General features: G+C 50.5%; 19 protein-coding genes and 1 other annotated feature. Of the genes, 8 read left to right on the top strand and 11 right to left on the bottom strand.

Going from position 1 to position 19,641, the window contains the following annotated elements; genetic code table 11:
- Window positions 1-78: 78 nt before the first annotated feature.
- The 7 genes from adk to LG384_RS05635 form a co-directional block, all read right to left on the bottom strand.
- Window positions 79-723 (bottom strand): adenylate kinase, encoded by a 645-nt coding sequence (adk, locus tag LG384_RS05665; protein WP_045440652.1) that lies wholly within the window; start codon window positions 721-723, stop codon window positions 79-81.
- Window positions 724-958: 235 nt separating this feature from the next.
- On the bottom strand, window positions 959-2,833 hold the full coding sequence (htpG, locus tag LG384_RS05660) for a molecular chaperone HtpG (protein ID WP_045440650.1): 1,875 nt from the start codon (window positions 2,831-2,833) through the stop codon (window positions 959-961).
- 107 nt (window positions 2,834-2,940) lie between these two features.
- Complete coding sequence (gene recR, locus LG384_RS05655) at window positions 2,941-3,546, bottom strand: recombination mediator RecR (protein WP_045440647.1); 606 nt, start codon at window positions 3,544-3,546, stop codon at window positions 2,941-2,943.
- Window positions 3,546-3,875 carry a YbaB/EbfC family nucleoid-associated protein gene (locus tag LG384_RS05650; protein WP_003021764.1) on the bottom strand — a complete coding sequence of 110 codons (330 nt, stop codon included), beginning with the start codon at window positions 3,873-3,875 and terminating at the stop codon, window positions 3,546-3,548. Before LG384_RS05650 ends, recR begins: the two co-directional genes overlap by 1 nt.
- A 62-nt stretch (window positions 3,876-3,937) precedes the next feature.
- Window positions 3,938-5,863 (bottom strand): DNA polymerase III subunit gamma/tau, encoded by a 1,926-nt coding sequence (gene dnaX / locus LG384_RS05645; protein WP_045440644.1) that lies wholly within the window; start codon window positions 5,861-5,863, stop codon window positions 3,938-3,940.
- Window positions 4,541-4,605: a sequence feature (DnaX frameshifting element), on the bottom strand. Its footprint overlaps the gene before it by 65 nt.
- Window positions 5,864-5,983: 120 nt before the next feature.
- A complete protein-coding gene (apt, locus tag LG384_RS05640; protein ID WP_045440640.1) occupies window positions 5,984-6,535 on the bottom strand; it encodes an adenine phosphoribosyltransferase in 552 nt (183 codons plus the stop codon).
- Between the two features lie 276 nt (window positions 6,536-6,811).
- The gene (locus LG384_RS05635; protein ID WP_048221933.1) at window positions 6,812-7,189 is read right to left on the bottom strand and encodes a DUF454 family protein; all 378 of its coding nucleotides are present in this window, start codon (window positions 7,187-7,189) and stop codon (window positions 6,812-6,814) included.
- Window positions 7,190-7,258: 69 nt separating this feature from the next.
- Here LG384_RS05635 and priC point away from each other — a divergent pair, with 69 nt between their 5' ends.
- Entirely contained in the window at window positions 7,259-7,786 is a 528-nt protein-coding gene (gene priC, locus LG384_RS05630) for a primosomal replication protein N'' (protein WP_200012209.1), read from the top strand.
- Between the two features lie 13 nt (window positions 7,787-7,799).
- Complete coding sequence (rsmS, locus tag LG384_RS05625) at window positions 7,800-7,955, top strand: pleiotropic regulatory protein RsmS (protein ID WP_071828900.1); 156 nt, start codon at window positions 7,800-7,802, stop codon at window positions 7,953-7,955.
- A gap of 78 nt (window positions 7,956-8,033) precedes the next feature.
- Here rsmS and mscK read toward each other — a convergent pair whose 3' ends face one another.
- Both mscK and acrR read right to left on the bottom strand, forming a co-directional pair.
- Window positions 8,034-11,396 carry a mechanosensitive channel MscK gene (gene mscK / locus LG384_RS05620; RefSeq protein WP_225760592.1) on the bottom strand — a complete coding sequence of 1,121 codons (3,363 nt, stop codon included), beginning with the start codon at window positions 11,394-11,396 and terminating at the stop codon, window positions 8,034-8,036.
- A gap of 125 nt (window positions 11,397-11,521) precedes the next feature.
- On the bottom strand, window positions 11,522-12,166 hold the full coding sequence (gene acrR / locus LG384_RS05615; RefSeq protein WP_045440631.1) for a multidrug efflux transporter transcriptional repressor AcrR: 645 nt from the start codon (window positions 12,164-12,166) through the stop codon (window positions 11,522-11,524).
- A 141-nt stretch (window positions 12,167-12,307) separates the two neighbouring features.
- On the opposite strand from acrR, the gene acrA reads away from it, so the two are divergent.
- The 6 genes from acrA to LG384_RS05585 all read left to right on the top strand — a co-directional run bounded on the left by acrA (window position 12,308) and on the right by LG384_RS05585 (window position 19,106).
- Window positions 12,308-13,501 (top strand): multidrug efflux RND transporter periplasmic adaptor subunit AcrA, encoded by a 1,194-nt coding sequence (gene acrA, locus LG384_RS05610; RefSeq protein WP_045440628.1) that lies wholly within the window; start codon window positions 12,308-12,310, stop codon window positions 13,499-13,501.
- A gap of 22 nt (window positions 13,502-13,523) precedes the next feature.
- Window positions 13,524-16,673 carry an efflux RND transporter permease AcrB gene (acrB, locus tag LG384_RS05605; RefSeq protein ID WP_045440626.1) on the top strand — a complete coding sequence of 1,050 codons (3,150 nt, stop codon included), beginning with the start codon at window positions 13,524-13,526 and terminating at the stop codon, window positions 16,671-16,673.
- Between the two features lie 486 nt (window positions 16,674-17,159).
- A complete protein-coding gene (gene tomB, locus LG384_RS05600; RefSeq protein WP_003021733.1) occupies window positions 17,160-17,534 on the top strand; it encodes an Hha toxicity modulator TomB in 375 nt (124 codons plus the stop codon).
- Between the two features lie 27 nt (window positions 17,535-17,561).
- On the top strand, window positions 17,562-17,780 hold the full coding sequence (locus LG384_RS05595; protein WP_002892050.1) for an HHA domain-containing protein: 219 nt from the start codon (window positions 17,562-17,564) through the stop codon (window positions 17,778-17,780).
- Between the two features lie 187 nt (window positions 17,781-17,967).
- Complete coding sequence (gene maa / locus LG384_RS05590; RefSeq protein WP_045440624.1) at window positions 17,968-18,519, top strand: maltose O-acetyltransferase; 552 nt, start codon at window positions 17,968-17,970, stop codon at window positions 18,517-18,519.
- Window positions 18,520-18,635: 116 nt separating this feature from the next.
- A complete protein-coding gene (locus LG384_RS05585) occupies window positions 18,636-19,106 on the top strand; it encodes a YlaC family protein (RefSeq protein ID WP_045440622.1) in 471 nt (156 codons plus the stop codon).
- Window positions 19,107-19,172: 66 nt separating this feature from the next.
- Here LG384_RS05585 and ykgO read toward each other — a convergent pair whose 3' ends face one another.
- Together ykgO and LG384_RS05575 are read right to left on the bottom strand one after the other, a co-directional pair.
- On the bottom strand, window positions 19,173-19,313 hold the full coding sequence (gene ykgO, locus LG384_RS05580) for a type B 50S ribosomal protein L36 (protein ID WP_005125190.1): 141 nt from the start codon (window positions 19,311-19,313) through the stop codon (window positions 19,173-19,175).
- Between the two features lies 1 nt (window position 19,314).
- Window positions 19,315-19,575 carry a type B 50S ribosomal protein L31 gene (locus LG384_RS05575; protein WP_045440619.1) on the bottom strand — a complete coding sequence of 87 codons (261 nt, stop codon included), beginning with the start codon at window positions 19,573-19,575 and terminating at the stop codon, window positions 19,315-19,317.
- Window positions 19,576-19,641 lie beyond the last annotated feature (66 nt).

Below are 19,641 nucleotides of genomic sequence, written 5' to 3'. Positions count from 1 at the left end.
ACGTTTATCGGGCCTACACGAAAACGGTAGGCCGGATAAGGTGTTCACACCGCCATCCGGCACTGACTGCAGTAAAACTTAACCGAGGATTTTTTCAAGAGAAGCGCGAACGGCGGCAACAGCCTGAGTACCGTCTACTTTCGCATATTTAGTATTACCCGCTTCCGCTTCTTTCTGGTAGTAACCAATCAGCGGAGCAGTCATCTGATGATATTCAACCAGACGCTTACGCACAGTCTCTTCCTGGTCATCTTTACGGGTGGTCAGCTCATCGCCGGTCACGTCGTCTTTACCTTCAACTTTAGGCGGGTTGAATTTGATGTGATAGACACGACCAGAGGCCGCATGAACGCGACGACCTACGATACGGTCAACGATCAGTTCGTCCGGTACAGCGAATTCCAGAACGTAATCAACAACAATACCCGCTTCTTTCATGGCGTCAGCCTGCGGAATAGTGCGCGGGAAGCCGTCCAGCAGGAAACCATTGCGGCAGTCTTCCTGAGCGATACGCTCTTTTACCAGCGCGATCACCAGCTCATCAGTTACCAGTTTACCGGCATCCATGATGTCTTTCGCTTGTTTGCCCAGCTCGGAGCCAGATTTCACGGCAGCACGCAGCATGTCACCGGTGGAGATCTGCGGAATACCGTACTTCTCCATGATGAACTGAGCCTGAGTTCCTTTACCCGCGCCCGGAGCGCCAAGCAGAATGATACGCATTACGAAAATCCCCTTAAAGGTTGTCGATATTTTTAAAAAGCGCTAAACGATACCACCATCACGCAATTGGCTCAAGAAAGGTGCTTGCCGCTGAAACGGTTAATGGCGGGGAAATTAAGAAAAGAGCGGTTTCAGAAGGTAAAAAGCCGGATTAAGGTGCTCGCACCTTAATCCGGCTTACAAAAATACTCGGCATTGTGCCGGATAATCGCCATCCGGCACTAAAGAACAGCTATCAGGAAACCAGCAGCTGATTCATACGACGGATAAACTGGTTAGGATCTTCCAGCGTGCCGCGCTCAGCGAACAGCGCCTGATCCAGCAACAGTTCAACCCACTCTTTAAACTGTGCTTCGTCCTGGGTATCTGCCGTGCGTTTTACCAGCACGTGATCCGGATTGAGTTCAAAGATATATTTCACTTCCGGTACGGCCTGGCCCGCAGCGGCAAACAATTTCGCCATCTGAGTGCTCATTTCGTCCGCGTCGGTAGTGACAATCGCCGGAGTGTCGGTCAGACGGTGCGTCAGACGCACTTCTTTTACACGATCGCCCAGCAGGGTTTTCACGCGCTCAACGAACGGCGTCAGCGCTTTTTCCGCCTCTTTTGCCGATTCGTCAACTTCGTCCGCCAGCTTGTCGATGGACTCGTCAGCTTTAGCCACAGACTGGAACGCTTTACCGTCGAACTCGGTCAGGTAGTTCATCATCCACTCATCGATGCGGTCAGAAAGCAGCAGGACTTCGATGCCTTTCTTACGCAGCAGTTCCAGGTGCGGGCTGCTCTTCGCTGCCGCATAGCTGTCTGCAGTAATGTAGTAGATTTTCTCCTGCCCTTCTTTCATGCGTGACACGTAGTCTTCCAGCGACACCGTTTGTGCAGAGGAATCGGTATGTGTGGACGCAAAGCGCATCAGTTTAGCGATAGTTTCCTGATTGGCGTGATCTTCCGCCGGACCTTCTTTCAGTACCAGGCCAAACTGTTTCCAGAAGGTCTGGTATTTTTCTGCATCGTCTTTCGCCAGTTTTTCCAGCATTTGCAGCACACGCTTGGTCAGCGCACTGCGCAGGTTACGGGTGACGCTGCTGTCCTGCAGGATCTCACGGGAAACGTTGAGCGGCAGATCGTTGGAATCTATCAGACCGCGCACAAAACGCAGGTAGTTCGGCATGAACTGCTCAGCGTCGTCCATGATAAATACACGCTGTACGTACAGCTTCAGACCGTGTTTATGATCGCGGTTCCACATATCCCACGGCGCCTGAGACGGGATATACAGCAGGCTGGTGTACTCCTGCTTACCTTCCACACGGTTGTGGCTCCAGGTCAGTGGGTCAGTGAAATCGTGCGCGATATGCTTGTAGAACTCGTTGTACTCGTCGTCTTTGATTTCCGACTTGTTACGCGTCCACAGCGCCTGCGCCTTGTTGATTTTCTCCCAGGAAACGACGGTTTCACCGTCTTTCTCTTCCTGTTTCTCAATCTCTACCGGCAGTGCGATATGGTCGGAATATTTGCTGATGATGGAGCGCACGCGCCAGTCATCAAGGAATTCATCTTCACCTTCACGCAGGTGCAGAGTGATTTCCGTACCGCGATCGTCTTTGGTAATGTCCGCAACGGTATACTCGCCTTCGCCAGCAGATTCCCAAAACACGCCGTTTTCCGGTTTGTCGCCCGCCGCACGGGTCCGCACGGTAACTTTGTCAGCAACAATAAATGCAGAGTAGAAGCCCACCCCGAACTGGCCGATCAGTTGGCTGTCTTTAGCCTGATCGGACCCCATGGATTCGAGGAAAGACTTGGTACCGGATTTAGCAATGGTCCCCAGATGATCGATAACGTCATCACGGTTCATCCCCACGCCGTTATCGGCAATGGTCAACGTACGCTTATCTTTATCGAAGGAGACACGCACACGCAGTTCGCCGTCACCTTCATACAGGTCCGGGTTAGACAGCGCGCGAAAACGCAGCTTGTCTGCCGCATCAGAGGCGTTAGAGATAAGCTCACGCAGGAAGATTTCTTTATTGGAATACAGAGAATGGATCATCAGGTGCAGAAGCTGTTTTACTTCTGACTGAAAACCACGAGTTTCTTGTCCTTTCATGTCGAAAATACCTCAATGCCAATTACAAGGTAAAAAAGCGTTGAGAGGGAGATGGGGATAGCGGAGGGGTATTTCAAGCGGGAGCAAAAATTTTTGCTCCCGATTGATTAAAAACGAATCTTATGCCGTCCGGCAAGAGAATGGGACAACGTAGTGCCGTCAACCATTTCCAGCTCGCCGCCTACCGGTACGCCATGAGCGATACGGCTGGCTTCAACGTCATACTGCATGCAAAGCTCGGCAATATAGTTGGCGGTAGCCTCTCCTTCGACCGTCGGATTGGTCGCAAGGATAACTTCATTGATTTGCTCAGACGCCAGACGCTGTTCCAGACGGTCAAGCCCGATATCATCAGGCCCGATACCATCCAGCGGCGACAGGTGTCCCATCAGCACGAAATAACGCCCGGAAAATTGCCCTGTTTGCTCAATGGCATAGATGTCCGCCGGACTCTCAACCACGCAAATTTGACCATTTTCCTTGCGACGCGGATTCGCGCAGATGCTACATACTTCTTGCTCTGTGAAGGTGCGGCAATCAGCACAGTGACCGATTTCCGACATCGCCTTCGTTAACGCTTGCGCCAGACGCATCCCGCCGCTGCGATCGCGCTGTAGCAGCGTGAACGCCATGCGCTGCGCTGACTTCGGGCCTACGCCCGGCAGACAGCGCAGTGCTTCCATAAGCTGAGTTAACAGCGGGCTGGTTTGCATCAGAACGGCATCTTAAAGCCAGGAGGCAGTTGCATACCGGAAGAAACAGAGGCCATTTTCTCTTTCTGGGTCTCTTCAATGCGACGTGCCGCATCATTGAATGCCGCAGCAACCAGATCTTCCAGCATCTCTTTGTCGTCTTCCAGCAGGCTAGGATCGATTTCCACGCGACGGCAGTTGTGCGCGCCATTGATGGTCACTTTAACCAGACCTGCGCCTGATTCGCCAGTCACTTCCAGCTTGGCGACTTCTTCCTGCATCTGCTGCATTTTTTCTTGCATCTGCTGGGCCTGTTTCATCAGGTTACCCAGACCGCCTTTACCAAACATAGGCTTCTCTCTCAATCACGTTAAGGGATGACGACCATAAAACCATGAGATATGGCTTACGATCAAATGGGGCGAATACTCTCTTCGTCCAGGTCCGCATCAAAAAAACGACGCAGCGTCTGAATGTTATTATCCGCAATAATCGACTCACGCGCCTGCGCGAGTTTCTCTTCATAAATGGCCTGACGCCACTCCAGCGGCGTTCGCACCGCAGGATTATCATCTTCAACGATGGTCAATTCAACCGCTGAGCCCATTAAGGCGCTCAATGCTTCCGTAAGTTTCTGCTGTGCGCCACTGGAATTGAGGTGCCGCTGCGTGGAACGCAAGTGCAGGCAAACGACATTGCCATTCTCTTCTTTCCAGGCATTAAGCGCCACCTGCTCTACCAGCTTGGGTAGCGAAAGCTGGCTAACCTGCGCGGCCCAGGGGTCGCGCTCAATCGCTTCTGCTGCCAGCTTAGCGGCCAGCTCCGGCGTTTTTTCATGCTCCAGCGCTTTTTTCAACGCTTTCGGTGTGGCAACAACCTCTTTTACTTCTGCTACCGGATTGGTTGCTTTCCAGCGATAGGCTTCTTTTTTTGCCGGAGTCTGCTCCAGCGCAGACGCTGCCGGACGAGCCTGAACACGTTCCGACACCGAAGCCAGTCTTTCCAGCGCAGCATTATTCACCGGCCGCGCGCGGGGAGCGGCTGCCGGTTCACTCTTTTTTGTTTTGGTTGCTCCCTGAGCTCGCTGCAGTTGGTTGCGCGCGGCAAGAACCCGGCTGGTAGCGTCAGATAACGGTACATCCGAATGTGCAGGTGCAGGCTGCTGTACAGGGACCTGCGTCGGTGTCATCACCGCGGTAGGTGCAGCGGGCGCAAATGACTGTTGCGGCACTTCAGGTTCCGGTAACGGAACTCGCGGATGAAAAGCTAACGCACGCAGCAGCGTCATTTCTACACCCATTCGTCTGTCCGGCGCATACGGAAGCTCTTTGCGCCCGATTAACAGGGTCTGGTAATAAAGCTGCACATCGGTCGGCGGTACAGTGCGTGCCAGATCACGCATACGCTGTTCAATGGCAGCCATATCGCTGCTCAATGCCGCAGGCGATAGCTGAACCATCGCAATACGGTGAAGCAGGGTCAACATCTCAACCAGCAACGTTTCCCATTCAATTCCGCGAGCGGCGGCATCATTCACCAGCGCCATAACACGCTCGCCATTCCCTGCCACAACAGCTTCAACCAGAGAAAGCGCCTGGTCGTCATCAAGCGTGCCGAGCATCGCGCTCACTGCCTGAGTCGTGACCTGCCCATCACCGCTGGCAATCGCCTGATCGGTCAGACTCAGCGCATCGCGCAGGCTACCGTCTGCAGCACGAGATAACAGTTGCAGCGCGCGTGGTTCGTGGGTGATGTGTTCCTCATTGAGGATATGTTCAAGCTGATGGCGAATTTGTTCGACATCCAGCGCTTTAAGGTGGAATTGCAGGCAGCGAGACAGAATAGTAACCGGCAACTTCTGCGGATCGGTAGTCGCCAGCAGGAACTTAACGTGTGCAGGCGGTTCTTCGAGCGTTTTAAGTAGCGCATTAAAACTGTGGCGCGACAGCATGTGCACTTCATCGATCAAATAGACCTTAAAGCGGCCACGCGCCGGCGCATACTGAACGTTATCCAGCAGATCGCGAGTGTCTTCGACCTTAGTACGAGACGCGGCGTCAATTTCAATCAAATCGACAAAACGCCCCTGCTCAATTTCACGGCAGTTGTCACACACACCGCAAGGTGTAGCGGTAATGCCGGTTTCACAGTTGAGTCCCTTCGCCAGCAGACGGGCGATAGAGGTTTTTCCGACGCCACGGGTGCCGGAAAAAAGATAAGCATGATGAATACGCCCTAACGACAAGCCGTTCGCCAGTGCCGTCAGCACATGTTCCTGGCCGACGACGTCAGCAAAGGTTTGTGGGCGCCATTTTCGGGCTAAGACCTGATAACTCATTGGCAGGCTCTGAAAGGCTGGAGGGTGGATTCACAAGGGGGTAATGCTAACACAACCTCGCGCAGACGGCGAGGTTGTGTGTCTCGGTATTACTTTGGCCGATAAAAAGATCGTCCGAAATCAGTGTCCCGGGAACGGAACCAGGCTGTAGCAGGTCAATCCCTGTTTTTCCAGGCGCTGTTCACCGCCCAGATCGAACAGGTTGATGATAAAAGCCGCATCGGTGACTTCACCACCCAGACGACGGATCAGCTTCACTGTTGCTTCAATTGTTCCGCCGGTTGCCAGCAAATCGTCCACTACCAGTACTTTGTCACCCGGCTTGATGGCATCAACATGGATTTCCAGCTGATCGGTGCCGTATTCAAGCTCATAGCTCTCAGCAATCACTTCACGTGGAAGCTTACGCGGTTTACGTACGGGTACAAAACCAACGCCTAACCCCAACGCTACCGGTGCGCCAAACAGGAAGCCACGCGCTTCGGTGCCGACAACTTTAGTAATGCCCGCATTTTTGTAGCGTTCAACTAACAGTTCAATGCTGAGTGCATACGCTTTCGGGTCTTCCAGCAAGCTGGTGACATCACGAAAAAGAATGCCAGGTTTTGGGTAGTCGTTGATGCTTTTGATGCTATTTTTGAGAAACTCAAGCTGCTGTGCAGTCGCGGTCATAAGTTTGTGCCTGATTAATACAGTATTGCTTCACGGCGCACTATACACTTTATCCTTCAAGCTGCCTCTTTGTTGGCCGCCTTCATTCATCCCAGGCACTTACTGATGTAAGCTTCGGGGATTCATTCAGTTGCCGTTTCGACGCAACTTGAATGATTTTGTGTCTATATAAGAGCAAAGGTTACATTTGTTTAACCTTTGACCGCCTGCGCCTGTGCTCGAAAACGGTCAAATTTACTGGCTGCGTGAGACAATTGCAACTGGCATTATTGCGCTTCAGTGCTTTTGTTGCTTTTCATCAATCACCGGTATCCGCCACATGAAAATCAATAAACAGGCGAGAATAACCAACAGTAATCCACGCACCCACATCATATTAACCAGCCACAGCGAGATGCCAAATGTAACCAATATCAACAATATAGCGCGCGGCTTTGCCCCCGGAGGCATCGCACGGTGTTTTTGCCAGTGGCGCAGATAGCCGCCAAACCATGAACGGTAGAGCAGCCAGTCGTGAAAACGCGGCGATGAGCGGGCAAAACACCAGGCAGCCAGCAGGATAAACGGCGTAGTGGGCAATAATGGCAATACCACACCCAGCGTTCCCAGCACTACCGCTATCCAGCCAATGATGATTAGAATAATGCGTTGCATAGTTTAAGTACTTAACACAGAGAATCGCTACTTTAGCATAACAGTTCTCATTTTCATCGGAGTGTTATCGTGAAAACCGTCATGCTGTTACAGAAGCTCGAAAGCCAGTTCAACAGCCTGCAACAACTTTGCGCACCACTGGCGCACCACGCAACACTCAGCGCCCGTTTTGATCGCCATCTTTTTCGCACGCGCAGTACGCTGTTGCAGGCCTGTCTGGATGAAGCTAGCGCGAATCTCACCGCACTGCGCCACGCGGTTGAACAGCAACAACTACCACAAATTACCTGGCTTGCGGAACACCTTGCCTCACAGTTAGAGGCTATTATGCGCGAAACTGCTACCTGGTCGCTCAGGGAGTGGGACAGTGCCTCCCCTGGGCTCGCTCGCTGGCAGCGCAAGCGCGTCCAGCACCAGGAGTTTGAGCGCCGTCTGGTCGAGATGACGCGTGAACGCAAAGAGCGTCTGGCTCAGGCTACAGGCTTTGAAGAACAGCAAAAACTGCATCGTGAAGTGGAAGCTTTCGAAGCGCGTCTGGCACGCTGTCGTCATGCGCTGGAAAGAATAGAAAACGTGCTGGCGCGTTTAACCCGTTAACCCCGGAGAAATTATGTCACTTGAGAACGCCCCGGACGACATCAAACTGGCTGTCGATTTAATTATGCTTCTGGAAGAGCATCAGGTTGCGCCTGAAACCGTACTGAAAGCGCTGGAGATTGTTAAGCGGGATTACGAAAAGAAAATACAGCAGCTCCCTGCATCATAAAAAGAGCTGAATCTGTTGGTATCGGGCCTACGAGTCCAGAATTATTGCACTTCGTAGGCCAGATAAGGCGTTTACTTATCACCCCACAGCCGGTGTCGGGTCATCACCTTTGAAGTCACGTTTAACTTCAGTCACTGTGTCACCTTTGGCGTTATGCAGGTGAACTTCGAGTTGGTTAAAGGCGATATCAATATCGTTTTCACGGCACAGACGGTCAACCGCGCGGTTAAGTTCATCCACCGTATGGCTGCGATCGCGCAGTTCACGAACATATAATCGCAGCTCATGATCCAGCGTGCTGGCACCAAAGGCGGTAAAGAACACCGCCGGTTCCGGATCATGCATCACTTTCGGATGTTCCTGCGCCGCCTGCAGCAGCACCTTCTTCACCTTGTCCAGATCTGAGCCATAAGCAACCCCAATACGGATCACCAGGCGTGTGGTGGTATCAGAGAGCGACCAGTTGATCAGACGTTCCGTTACAAACGCTTTGTTCGGAATGATCACCTCTTTGCGATCAAAGTCGGTGATGGTGGTTGCACGAATGCGAATCTTACTTACCGTACCAGAGAACGTCCCAATCGTGACCGTATCGCCAATACGGACCGGGCGTTCAAACAGAATGATCAGGCCCGAGACAAAGTTACCGAAGATCTCCTGCAAGCCAAAACCGAGACCGACCGACAAGGCCGCAGCCAGCCACTGTAGTTTATCCCACGACACCCCGAGCGATCCGAACACCGTCATCGCGCCGATAGCAATGATCGCGTAATTGAGGATCGTAGTGATGGCATAAGATGCGCCCTGACGCATTTTGAGTCGTGAGAGCACTAACACTTCTAACAGTCCGGGCAAGTTGCGGATCAGCGCCCATGCCACCATTGACGCAATTATCGCAAACAGCAGGCTGCCCATGGTGACATCTTTCACGACTGCGGCCCCGGCCTCTGTACCGTTGTAATGCCAGAGCGTGATGCTGTCGAGGTAGCTGAACACGGTGATCAGATCGGACCAAATTGCCCAGAACAGAACGCCAAACAGAGCAACCATCAGTAGCATCGTAATACGCAGCGTTTGCTGGTTAACCTGCTCCAGCGCAATGGTCGGTTCTTCCTGCGGTTCAGCGCCTTCGGCCCCTTCTTTTACCAGGTTCTGACGGCGCGCTAATGCACGGCGCCAGGCAATGCGACGTGCGGCCACGCTCAGCCCACGCAGTATAGTCTGATACAGCAGGTTCCAGACAATGACCAGATAGACCGTTTCAATCCAGCGCCCAGACAAACGCAGCGTGGTATAGAAATAACCGGTAGCCGTCAGCACCATTAACGCAATCGGGATAATCGACAGCACGGTAATAGTGACCAGGCGCAGACCATGCGACTCTTTATCACGCCAGCTTTCGCGACACATTGGCCATACAAGGAAGGCGATCAGCAACAGGTTCAGGAAAATGACGACCTGTCCGAGAACGTCGTCCATCAGATTAAGCGGCGAGAGTTCAGCAACCACTGACCAGAAGTTCAGCGGCAATAATGCCAGACTAATGCGCACAATCTGGCGACGCCAGTGGCTGGTCTGTTTCGCAGGCATACCGAAGTGACGGATCGCCACGCCATCTTTTTCCAGTACTTTCCAGCACAAACCAAACACCAGCCAGAAAATAGCCATCTTCTTACTGAATGCCCACAACAGATCGCTGACGTTCAGTTGCATGGTAAGCAGGATCAGACCAACGGCAAGGATAATCAGGCAGGCAGGTAACGCTCTAATCAGATCAATCAGTATCGCTTTTGGCGTATTTAGCTGACTGTCATTACGCAAGTTACCTACCGCAGCAGCGAGTTTTTCCTGGTACGCTTTCAACCATTTCAAACGCCAGCGAATTAGTCCGGCAATCAACAGCAGCGGTAGCCCCGCCAGAAAAGCAATAAATACCGCTGGCCAGGCTTTCTCCCAGTTCACCGTGATTTTCATCGACTTGAACTGATCTTTTAACGTTTGAGGGAAGGCTTTGATCCAGTCCCAGTCCATCGGACGGTTACTGTTAACCCAAAAGATTTGCTGGGTCAGGATCCCTTTCAGATTTTTCGATACGCTCATTAACTGCTGCTGGTTAATCTGCAGGTTAATGGCCATCATCAGCTGATTACCCAATTGCTTATTCAGTTGGTCCAGCAGCTCACGGCGCATATCCACGACCTGGAGCAAGGCATCATGAACTTCAGTGTTCACTTCGCTGGTGTGCCCTTCCTCCAGTTTGGCGACAAAAGCGTCATTCTGGAACAGCGCGTCACGCTGCTGGTTAACCTCGAATTGTTCCAGACGCAAATCGGCGATCCGATTGGTCATATCAGCAAGTTCATCCGCTGAGGGTAATGTTTGCTGTTGTTGATACAGAATACGCGACAGCAGCAGACTACCTTTCAGAACAGCAATTTGTTCTTTAATGTTGCGTTCAGACTGCATCGCCCGATCAAGCCAGTTTTTGACCTTGATATTTTGCTGCATCAGCGCATTGCCGTTTTCGGTGGCGGAAATCAGACGCTGGCTTAGCTGATGGTTGACCTCAAGTTCCTGTTTGACTAGCGGATTGGTCTGGATACGTTCAGCTTCATCGGGCGTTACCGCTTCCTGCGCCGTCTTTTCGGTGAGCGTCAGCCGTTTGCTGTTCACCGCTTCCTGCAGGAGCTGTAACTGATGTTCAAGTCGGTTGCTGTTGGCTGTCACATAATCACGTTGTTTCTGCAAGGTGTCCTGCAAAACCGTGTTGCCTTCCAGACTTTTACGCTGCTGATCGATCTGCGCATTGAGTAGCGCTTGCTGCGCCTGCAGCAGAACCTGCTGGCTGGGGCGTAATGCCGCTTCACCGACGTTGGTACCATCCAGGCGATTGCGGATTTGCTGCATTTGCTGTGATGCGGTGTACATCGCATTTTGTACACGCTCAGGCTGCGTCTGCAACGAGACCAGTTGGCTGTTGTAAGCCGCCAGATCGTTTTGCGAGCTTTGCAGGTCATCCAGCACCTGAGCGACGCGTGTTTCAAGTTGTCGTAAAGAGAGCGTGCTCAGCGTTTTTCGCGTTTCATCGTCATTATCGACATCACTGAGCGAATTTAACGCCTCCGTCGCCTGGCGCATTTTCTCTGGCGCCTGGGCAACTTTCTGGCGAAGCTGAACGGTCTCATCCTTCACGCGGTCAATCTTATCCAGCGTGGCGAGGGTCTCGATAAGATCCTGCTGAACCAGTTTATCCTGCGCGGAAAGATCTTTTTGCTTACTCAGCGCATCCAGTTGGCTCTGGATATCCGCTTTCGTCGGCAGTTCACCATTCTGTTGCGCTCGCGCAAATGCGGATGACTGACAAGACAGCAAAATAATGAAGAATAAAGTGGTAATAGCAATAAGATGCTTTGAGCGTTTATAAAGCTGCAACATAGTCATGAGAATGAACGTTTCTAACCGGAAAGTGACCGAAAATAGTCAAGCGGCTAGAATATCACGGCGCTGACAGACAGAATAGCGCCAGGGAAAATGTCCAGGAAAATTCCTGGACTGAAATCGAGAGGTTAGCTTGTTTCCGGCACTCGCAGCGTTGGGCAAAGAAGGCACATTTCCAGCAGCACTGCGACGTATTCACGTGCGTTTTTTTTCAGATCAAAAGATTCCGGGGCGAACAACCAGTTTTCTATAATCCCGGAAAGGTAGCTGCGCATTAAGACCGCTACACGGCGCGTGTTCAGATTCTCTGGCAGCATTCTTGCGTTCATACAGTGACGTAGCGTTTGTTCAATACGGTCATAGTTTTCAAGACACAGGCTGCGTTGCGCCATTTGAAAAGCAGCTATTTCCCCGACAAATTCGCATTTGTGGAATATAATCTCCATCAATAAACGCCGGCGTTCTTCTGTCACGGTAGCTTCAAGAACGTAAACTAAAATTTCTCTTAATACTGATAGTGGATCGTCGGGGAATTTTGCCTGATACTCAGTCTCTAGTTCATCAATATTGGGTTTTGCCAGATCCCAGATTTCACTGAATAAATCCGACTTGTTTTTGAAATGCCAATAGATTGCACCGCGAGTGACGCCAGCAGCTTTTGCGATCTCCGCGAGCGAGGTGGATGATACCCCTTGTTGCGAAAACAGACGCAGAGCGACATCCAGAATGTGCTGACGTGTTTCCTGCGCTTGTTGTTTGGTTTTTCGTGCCATATGTCGGTGAATTTACAGGCGTTAGATTTACATACATTTGTGAATGTATGTACCATAGCACGACGATAATATAAACGCAGCAATGGGTTTATGGGCTTTAAGCCATTGATCAATTTGAAATCGGACACTCGAGGTTTACATATGAACAAAAACAGAGGGTTAACGCCTCTGGCAGTCGTTCTGATGCTCTCAGGCAGCTTAGCGCTAACAGGATGTGACGACAAACAGGCCCAACAAGGGGGCCAGCAGATGCCAGAAGTTGGAGTTGTGACGCTCAAAACTGAACCTCTACAGATCACAACTGAACTCCCGGGTCGCACCAGTGCTTACCGCATTGCGGAAGTTCGCCCTCAGGTCAGCGGCATTATCCTGAAGCGTAATTTCACAGAAGGTGGTGACATCGAAGCGGGTGTGTCTCTCTATCAGATTGATCCTGCTACTTACCAGGCCGCGTATGAAAGCGCAAAAGGCGATCTGGCCAAAGCACAAGCAGCGGCAAATATCGCTCAGCTGACGGTTAAACGTTATCAGAAATTGTTGGGTACCAAGTACATCAGTCAACAGGATTACGATAGCGCGCAGGCAGATGCACAACAGGCGAATGCCGCCGTTGTTGCAGCTAAAGCGGCAGTAGAAACTGCTCGTATCAATCTGGCCTATACCAAAGTCACATCGCCAATCAGCGGCCGCATTGGTAAGTCATCGGTCACTGAAGGTGCTCTGGTGCAAAACGGTCAGGCGACCGCACTGGCAACCGTTCAGCAGTTGGATCCAATCTATGTCGACGTGACGCAGTCAAGCAACGATTTCCTGCGCCTGAAACAAGAGCTGGCGAATGGCACGCTGAAACAAGAGAACGGTAAAGCAAAAGTCGAACTGGTCACCAGCGACGGAATTAAATTCCCGCAGTCCGGTACGCTGGAGTTTTCTGACGTGACGGTTGATCAAACCACCGGGTCGATTACGTTACGCGCAATCTTCCCTAACCCGGATCACACCTTACTGCCGGGTATGTTTGTCCGTGCACGTCTGGAAGAAGGGACCAATCCGACCGCATTACTTGTACCTCAGCAGGGCGTTACCCGTACGCCGCGTGGTGATGCCAGCGCATTAGTTATCGGTGCGGATGACAAAGTGGAAACCCGCCAAATTGTGGCAGCACAAGCGATTGGCAATAAATGGCTGGTCACTGAAGGACTTAAGCCGGGCGACCGCGTGATTGTAAGTGGGCTGCAAAAAGTACGTCCTGGCGCACAGGTAAAAGCGCAGGAAGTCACCGCTGATAATAACCAGCAAGCCGCAAGCGGTAACCAGCCTGAACAGTCCAAGTCTTAACTTAAACAGGAGCCGTTAAGACATGCCTAATTTCTTTATCGATCGCCCCATATTTGCGTGGGTGATCGCCATAATCATCATGTTGGCAGGGGGGCTCGCGATCCTCAAATTGCCGGTGGCGCAATATCCTACTATTGCACCACCTGCAGTGACGATCTCCGCGACCTACCCTGGCGCAGATGCAAAAACAGTACAGGATACTGTTACGCAGGTTATCGAACAAAATATGAACGGTATCGATAACCTGATGTACATGTCCTCAAACAGTGACTCCACGGGTACCGTGCAGATCACCCTCACCTTCCAGTCTGGTACTGATGCGGATATCGCCCAGGTACAGGTGCAGAACAAACTGCAGTTGGCGATGCCGTTGCTGCCTCAGGAAGTACAACAGCAAGGGGTTAGCGTTGAGAAGTCATCCAGTAGCTTCCTGATGGTTGTTGGTGTTATCAACACCAACGGCACGATGACGCAGGAAGATATTTCGGATTACGTCGCCGCTAACATGAAAGACGCTATCAGCCGTACCTCGGGTGTTGGTGACGTACAGCTGTTCGGTTCTCAGTACGCAATGCGTATCTGGATGGATCCGACTGAGCTGAACAAATACCAGCTTACGCCGGTTGATGTGATTACCGCGATTAAAGCACAGAACGCCCAGGTTGCAGCCGGTCAGCTTGGTGGTACGCCACCGGTGAAAGGCCAGCAACTGAACGCCTCTATTATTGCTCAAACGCGTCTGACCTCTACCGATGAGTTTGGCAAAATTCTGCTGAAAGTGAACCAGGACGGTTCCCAGGTTCGTCTGCGCGATGTAGCGAAGATTGAGCTGGGCGGTGAAAACTACGACATCATTGCGAAGTTCAACGGTAAACCTGCGTCTGGTTTGGGTATCAAACTGGCAACCGGTGCGAACGCTCTGGATACTGCTGCGGCTATTCGCGCTGAACTGGTGAAGATGGAACCGTTCTTCCCATCAGGCCTGAAAATTGTTTACCCGTATGACACTACACCGTTCGTAAAAATCTCTATTCACGAAGTAGTGAAAACACTGGCAGAAGCAATCATCCTCGTGTTCCTGGTTATGTATCTGTTCCTGCAGAACTTCCGCGCGACGTTGATTCCGACTATTGCCGTACCGGTCGTATTGTTGGGTACCTTTGCGGTCCTTGCCATTTTCGGCTTCTCGATAAATACCCTGACGATGTTCGGGATGGTGCTCGCCATCGGCCTGCTGGTGGATGATGCCATCGTTGTGGTCGAGAACGTTGAACGTGTCATGTCCGAGGAAGGACTACCGCCAAAAGAAGCGACGCGTAAATCAATGGGCCAGATTCAGGGCGCACTGGTGGGTATCGCGATGGTGCTGTCAGCGGTATTTATTCCGATGGCATTCTTCGGTGGCTCTACCGGGGCGATTTACCGTCAGTTCTCCATCACCATTGTTTCTGCAATGGCGTTGTCGGTACTGGTGGCACTGATCCTGACCCCTGCTCTTTGCGCAACCATGCTCAAACCGATTGCTAAGGGCGATCACGGAGAAGGAAAGAAAGGTTTCTTCGGTTGGTTCAACCGCATGTTCGACAAGAGCACGAACCACTATACCGACAGCGTAGGCGGCATTCTGCGCAGCACGGGTCGTTATCTGGCGCTGTATCTGATCATCGTGGTGGGCATGGCCTATCTGTTCGTTCGTCTGCCAAGCTCCTTCTTGCCGGATGAAGACCAGGGGGTATTCCTGTCCATGGCTCAGTTGCCTGCGGGTGCAACGCAAGAGCGTACCCAGAAAGTGCTGGACGAAATGACGGATTACTATCTGACCAAAGAAAAAGCGAACGTTGAATCGGTCTTTGCCGTTAACGGCTTCGGTTTTGCGGGACGTGGTCAGAACACCGGTATTGCGTTCGTGTCATTGAAAGACTGGAGTGAACGTCCAGGCGAAGAGAATAAGGTCGAAGCGATTACAAGTCGTGCGATGGCGGCATTCTCGAAGATTCAAGACGCAATGGTCTTTGCCTTTAACCTGCCGGCGATTGTTGAGCTGGGTACAGCAACAGGCTTTGACTTCCAGTTAATTGACCAGGCCGGACTGGGCCATGAAAAACTGACCCAGGCTCGTAACCAGCTGTTCGGTGAAGTGGCGAAACATCCTGATCTGTTAGTTGGCGTACGTCCTAACGGTCTGGAAGATACTCCGCAATTCAAGATCGATATCGATCAGGAAAAAGCGCAGGCTCTGGGTGTTTCCATTAGTGATATTAATACAACACTGGGTGCAGCATGGGGCGGAAGCTACGTGAATGACTTCATCGACCGTGGTCGTGTGAAGAAAGTTTACGTCATGTCTGAAGCCAAATACCGTATGTTGCCGGAAGATATTGGAAACTGGTATGTCCGCGGTAGCGATGGACAAATGGTACCGTTCTCCGCGTTCTCTTCCTCGCGTTGGGAATATGGCTCGCCGCGTCTGGAACGCTATAACGGTCTGCCTTCCATGGAAATTCTGGGCCAGGCCGCACCAGGTAAAAGTACGGGTGAAGCTATGGCGATGATGGAGCAACTGGCCAGCAAATTGCCATCCGGTATCGGTTATGACTGGACTGGTATGTCCTACCAGGAACGACTGTCTGGCAACCAGGCTCCTGCCCTGTATGCCATTTCACTGATTGTCGTCTTCCTGTGTCTGGCGGCGCTGTATGAGAGCTGGTCAATTCCGTTCTCTGTTATGCTAGTGGTTCCACTGGGGGTTATCGGTGCGTTGCTGGCAGCGACTTTGCGCGGCTTAACCAACGACGTTTACTTCCAGGTAGGCCTGCTCACAACCATTGGGTTGTCGGCGAAGAACGCGATACTTATCGTCGAATTCGCCAAAGACTTGATGGATAAAGAGGGTAAAGGTCTGGTTGAGGCGACGCTGGATGCTGTTCGTATGCGTTTACGTCCGATCCTGATGACGTCACTGGCCTTTATTCTGGGTGTTATGCCGCTGGTTATCAGCTCTGGCGCGGGTAGTGGCGCGCAGAACGCCGTTGGTACAGGTGTAATGGGCGGGATGGTAACTGCAACCGTGTTGGCTATCTTCTTCGTTCCGGTGTTCTTTGTGGTGGTCCGCCGCCGCTTTAGCCGCAAGAATGAAGATGTTGAACACAGCCACCCGGTTGATCATCATTGATTCATTGCTAAAGATAAGGCCGCGCAAGCGGCCTTTTTTTTGAAAAAATCATAAATTGAGCTTATTGTGATTTCGTTTATTTTCTGTAAGGTAAATAAGCGATATAATCCCTGTAGGCTTAAAGGCTATTCTTAAAGAATCCTGAGGTTTCTTATTTACTTTAATAAATATTAAGATTAATCCTAGTCACTCATTGCATTGTAGACTGTTGCCTTTTGTTGCTAAACCTAAACAAGATAACCTGATGATTGCCCGAACAATAAAGAAATTGTTCCATTTCGAATACCTGTATTTATCAGTTAAAGTGTAAAAATGGAACTGCATCATAATTTGCCGTAAATGTAATTTTTCGTGATACGACGATGAAATCTTTTTTAGAGTAGATTATAGTTAAACCATCAGGAGTCGCGGGCAAGTTCCAGGTAGTTTGTTGTATCCATCCCGAAAGGTGTTCGGTTAGTTAAGCCTCTAAGAAGGGGATGCGTTATGGATGAATACTCACCCAAAAGACATGATATCGCACAGCTTAAATTTCTCTGTGAAACCCTGTATCATGACTGTCTTGCAAACCTTGAACAAAGCAACCATGGTTGGGTTAATGACCCGACTTCAGCAACCAGCTTGCAGCTCAATGAACTGATAGAGCATATTGCAACCTTCGCACTTAATTATAAAATTAAGTACAATGAGGACAATAAGCTGATCGCTCAGATTGATGAATACCTGGATGACACTTTTATGTTGTTCAGCAGTTATGGTATTAATACGCAGGATCTACAGAAATGGCGAAAGTCCGGTAATCGGTTGTTTCGCTGTTTTGTCAATGCCACCAGGGCTAATCCTGTAAGTTTGTCTTGTTAAAAATTATTACAATCATAGGTAAGAGTTATGTCCGATAAACCATTAACTAAAACTGATTATTTGATGCGCCTGCGACGCTGCCAGACAATAGACACACTTGAACGCGTTATTGAGAAAAATAAATATGAATTGTCTGACAATGAACTGGCTGTATTTTACTCAGCAGCAGATCATCGTCTTGCTGAATTGACCATGAATAAGCTGTACGACAAGATCCCAACTTCCGTTTGGAAATTCATTCGCTAATTGCTCACGAGGTTAAGTCAGGTATAGCGGTACATTTGTTTGTCTGACTGACCGTTTTCTCGTTTCTAACTATTACTTAACTCTAATCATGTGACAGTGATCACACAGAAGTATCGGGAACGTTCCCCTTGATTGCATTGCGTTTTAGTGTACTGAGATTAACCATCAGCAAACAGGAAAATGCGCAATGAGTGAGGAAAAGCAAAAGATGATCGCCGGCGAATTGTATCGCCCGGCAGACGATACTTTACGCAAAGATCGGCTTCGCGCACGCCAACTGATCCATCGATATAATTTCACCGCCCCCGATGAACAACATGAGCGGCAGGCTATTCTGCATGACCTGTTGGGTCAAAGCGAGGGAGCTTATATCGAACCTACATTTCGTTGCGATTACGGCTATAACATCTACCTCGGCAAAGAATTCTATGCCAATTTCGACTGCGTCATGCTTGATGTCTGCCCGATCCATATTGGCAATAACTGTATGCTTGCACCGGGAGTCCATATCTATACCGCAACCCACCCGCTGGATGCCGATGAGCGCAACAGTGGTAAGGAACTGGGAAAACCGGTGACTATCGGGAATAACGTCTGGATAGGTGGGCGAGCCGTGATAAATCCTGGCGTAACTCTGGGTGACAACGTCGTTGTTGCATCAGGTGCCGTAGTAACCAAAAGCGTCCCGGCAAATACCGTAGTTGGGGGTAATCCTGCGCGGGTCATCAAAACGTTGTGAACAGAAATGTAACTGTTATGCTAAATTGTGGTTAATCTGTTACTTTTTTCAGACAGGATCCCCTCTTAAAATAGGCCGATCCCTCCTGATTATTGAAGACATCACGAAGGCAAGAAATGACAGAAATACAGCGTCTGCTTACCGAAACAATCGACGACTTAAATATTCGCGAGAAGCGCGACAACAGACCGCGCTTTAGCATCAGCTTCATTCGCAAACATCCTGGGTTATTTATCGGCATGTATATTGCCTGGTTTGCTACGCTGGCGGTTATGCTGCAATCAGAAACACTGGTCGATTCAGTATGGTTGCTGGTGGTACTGTTCGTAATACTGAATGGTTTTTTCTTTTTTGACGTGGCACCGCGTTATCGCTTTGAGGATATTGACGTACTGGATTTTAGAGTCTGCTATAACGGCGAATGGTACAACACACGTTTTGTTCCATCCTCACTCATCGATACCATACTGCACTCTCCTCGGGTAGATAGTGAGCATAAAGCACAACTGCAAAAAATGATGACACGTAAAGGCGAACTCTCTTTCTACGACATCTTCACCCTGACCCGTGCACAGACCAGTCAGTAATCGCTGATAAAAAAAGTGCGTACCCGAATGGCACGCACTTGAGTCCCAGTGATGTTGGCAAAATAACTAACGTCTTTTCTTCCGACCCTGTACCGCTTTAAATCGCGGATTCGTTTTGCAGATGACGTACAAGCGCCCTTTGCGTTTGACAATCTGGCAGTCAGGATGTCGTTGTTTTGCGCTACGAAGTGAATTGAGTACCTGCATCTTAACCTCGCTTAGCGCCAATGAAATGGCCAAAACGTTTCTGGAAACGCGCCGCGCTACCTTCGTTATCGAAGGTTTTTTGTTTTCCGGTATAGTACGGGTGAGACTTAGAAGAGATATCAAGGGTAACGTATGGGTACACCTGGCCCTCAAACTCAATCTCACGTTCTGTTTTAATGGTCGAACCAACCTTAAAGTACTCATTGGCACTGGTGTCGTGAAACACCACGGTACGATAAAAAGGATGGATATCCGGTTTCATGATTACCTCAAACTGTTACGTTATAACATAACTGACAAAATACACCACTCCCGCACATATCTCAAC

This window comes from Citrobacter sp. Marseille-Q3906 (assembly GCF_916618775.1).
GTDB classification, from domain to species: Bacteria; Pseudomonadota; Gammaproteobacteria; order Enterobacterales; family Enterobacteriaceae; genus Citrobacter; species Citrobacter murliniae.
This window is presented reverse-complemented; position numbering and strand designations above follow the sequence as displayed.

Bases quoted from the DNA above. Each gene is read 5' to 3' on its own strand.
- adk (WP_045440652.1), bottom strand. From the start codon at position 723: ATGCGTATCATTCTGCTTGGCGCTCCGGGCGCGGGTAAAGGAACTCAG.
- htpG (WP_045440650.1), bottom strand. From the start codon at position 2,833: ATGAAAGGACAAGAAACTCGTGGTTTTCAGTCAGAAGTAAAACAGCTT.
- recR (WP_045440647.1), bottom strand. From the start codon at position 3,546: ATGCAAACCAGCCCGCTGTTAACTCAGCTTATGGAAGCACTGCGCTGT.
- LG384_RS05650 (WP_003021764.1), bottom strand. From the start codon at position 3,875: ATGTTTGGTAAAGGCGGTCTGGGTAACCTGATGAAACAGGCCCAGCAG.
- dnaX (WP_045440644.1), bottom strand. From the start codon at position 5,863: ATGAGTTATCAGGTCTTAGCCCGAAAATGGCGCCCACAAACCTTTGCT.
- apt (WP_045440640.1), bottom strand. From the start codon at position 6,535: ATGACCGCGACTGCACAGCAGCTTGAGTTTCTCAAAAATAGCATCAAA.
- LG384_RS05635 (WP_048221933.1), bottom strand. From the start codon at position 7,189: ATGCAACGCATTATTCTAATCATCATTGGCTGGATAGCGGTAGTGCTG.
- rsmS (WP_071828900.1), top strand. From the start codon at position 7,800: ATGTCACTTGAGAACGCCCCGGACGACATCAAACTGGCTGTCGATTTA.
- mscK (WP_225760592.1), bottom strand. From the start codon at position 11,396: ATGACTATGTTGCAGCTTTATAAACGCTCAAAGCATCTTATTGCTATT.
- acrR (WP_045440631.1), bottom strand. From the start codon at position 12,166: ATGGCACGAAAAACCAAACAACAAGCGCAGGAAACACGTCAGCACATT.
- acrA (WP_045440628.1), top strand. From the start codon at position 12,308: ATGAACAAAAACAGAGGGTTAACGCCTCTGGCAGTCGTTCTGATGCTC.
- acrB (WP_045440626.1), top strand. From the start codon at position 13,524: ATGCCTAATTTCTTTATCGATCGCCCCATATTTGCGTGGGTGATCGCC.
- tomB (WP_003021733.1), top strand. From the start codon at position 17,160: ATGGATGAATACTCACCCAAAAGACATGATATCGCACAGCTTAAATTT.
- LG384_RS05595 (WP_002892050.1), top strand. From the start codon at position 17,562: ATGTCCGATAAACCATTAACTAAAACTGATTATTTGATGCGCCTGCGA.
- maa (WP_045440624.1), top strand. From the start codon at position 17,968: ATGAGTGAGGAAAAGCAAAAGATGATCGCCGGCGAATTGTATCGCCCG.
- LG384_RS05585 (WP_045440622.1), top strand. From the start codon at position 18,636: ATGACAGAAATACAGCGTCTGCTTACCGAAACAATCGACGACTTAAAT.
- ykgO (WP_005125190.1), bottom strand. From the start codon at position 19,313: ATGCAGGTACTCAATTCACTTCGTAGCGCAAAACAACGACATCCTGAC.
- LG384_RS05575 (WP_045440619.1), bottom strand. From the start codon at position 19,575: ATGAAACCGGATATCCATCCTTTTTATCGTACCGTGGTGTTTCACGAC.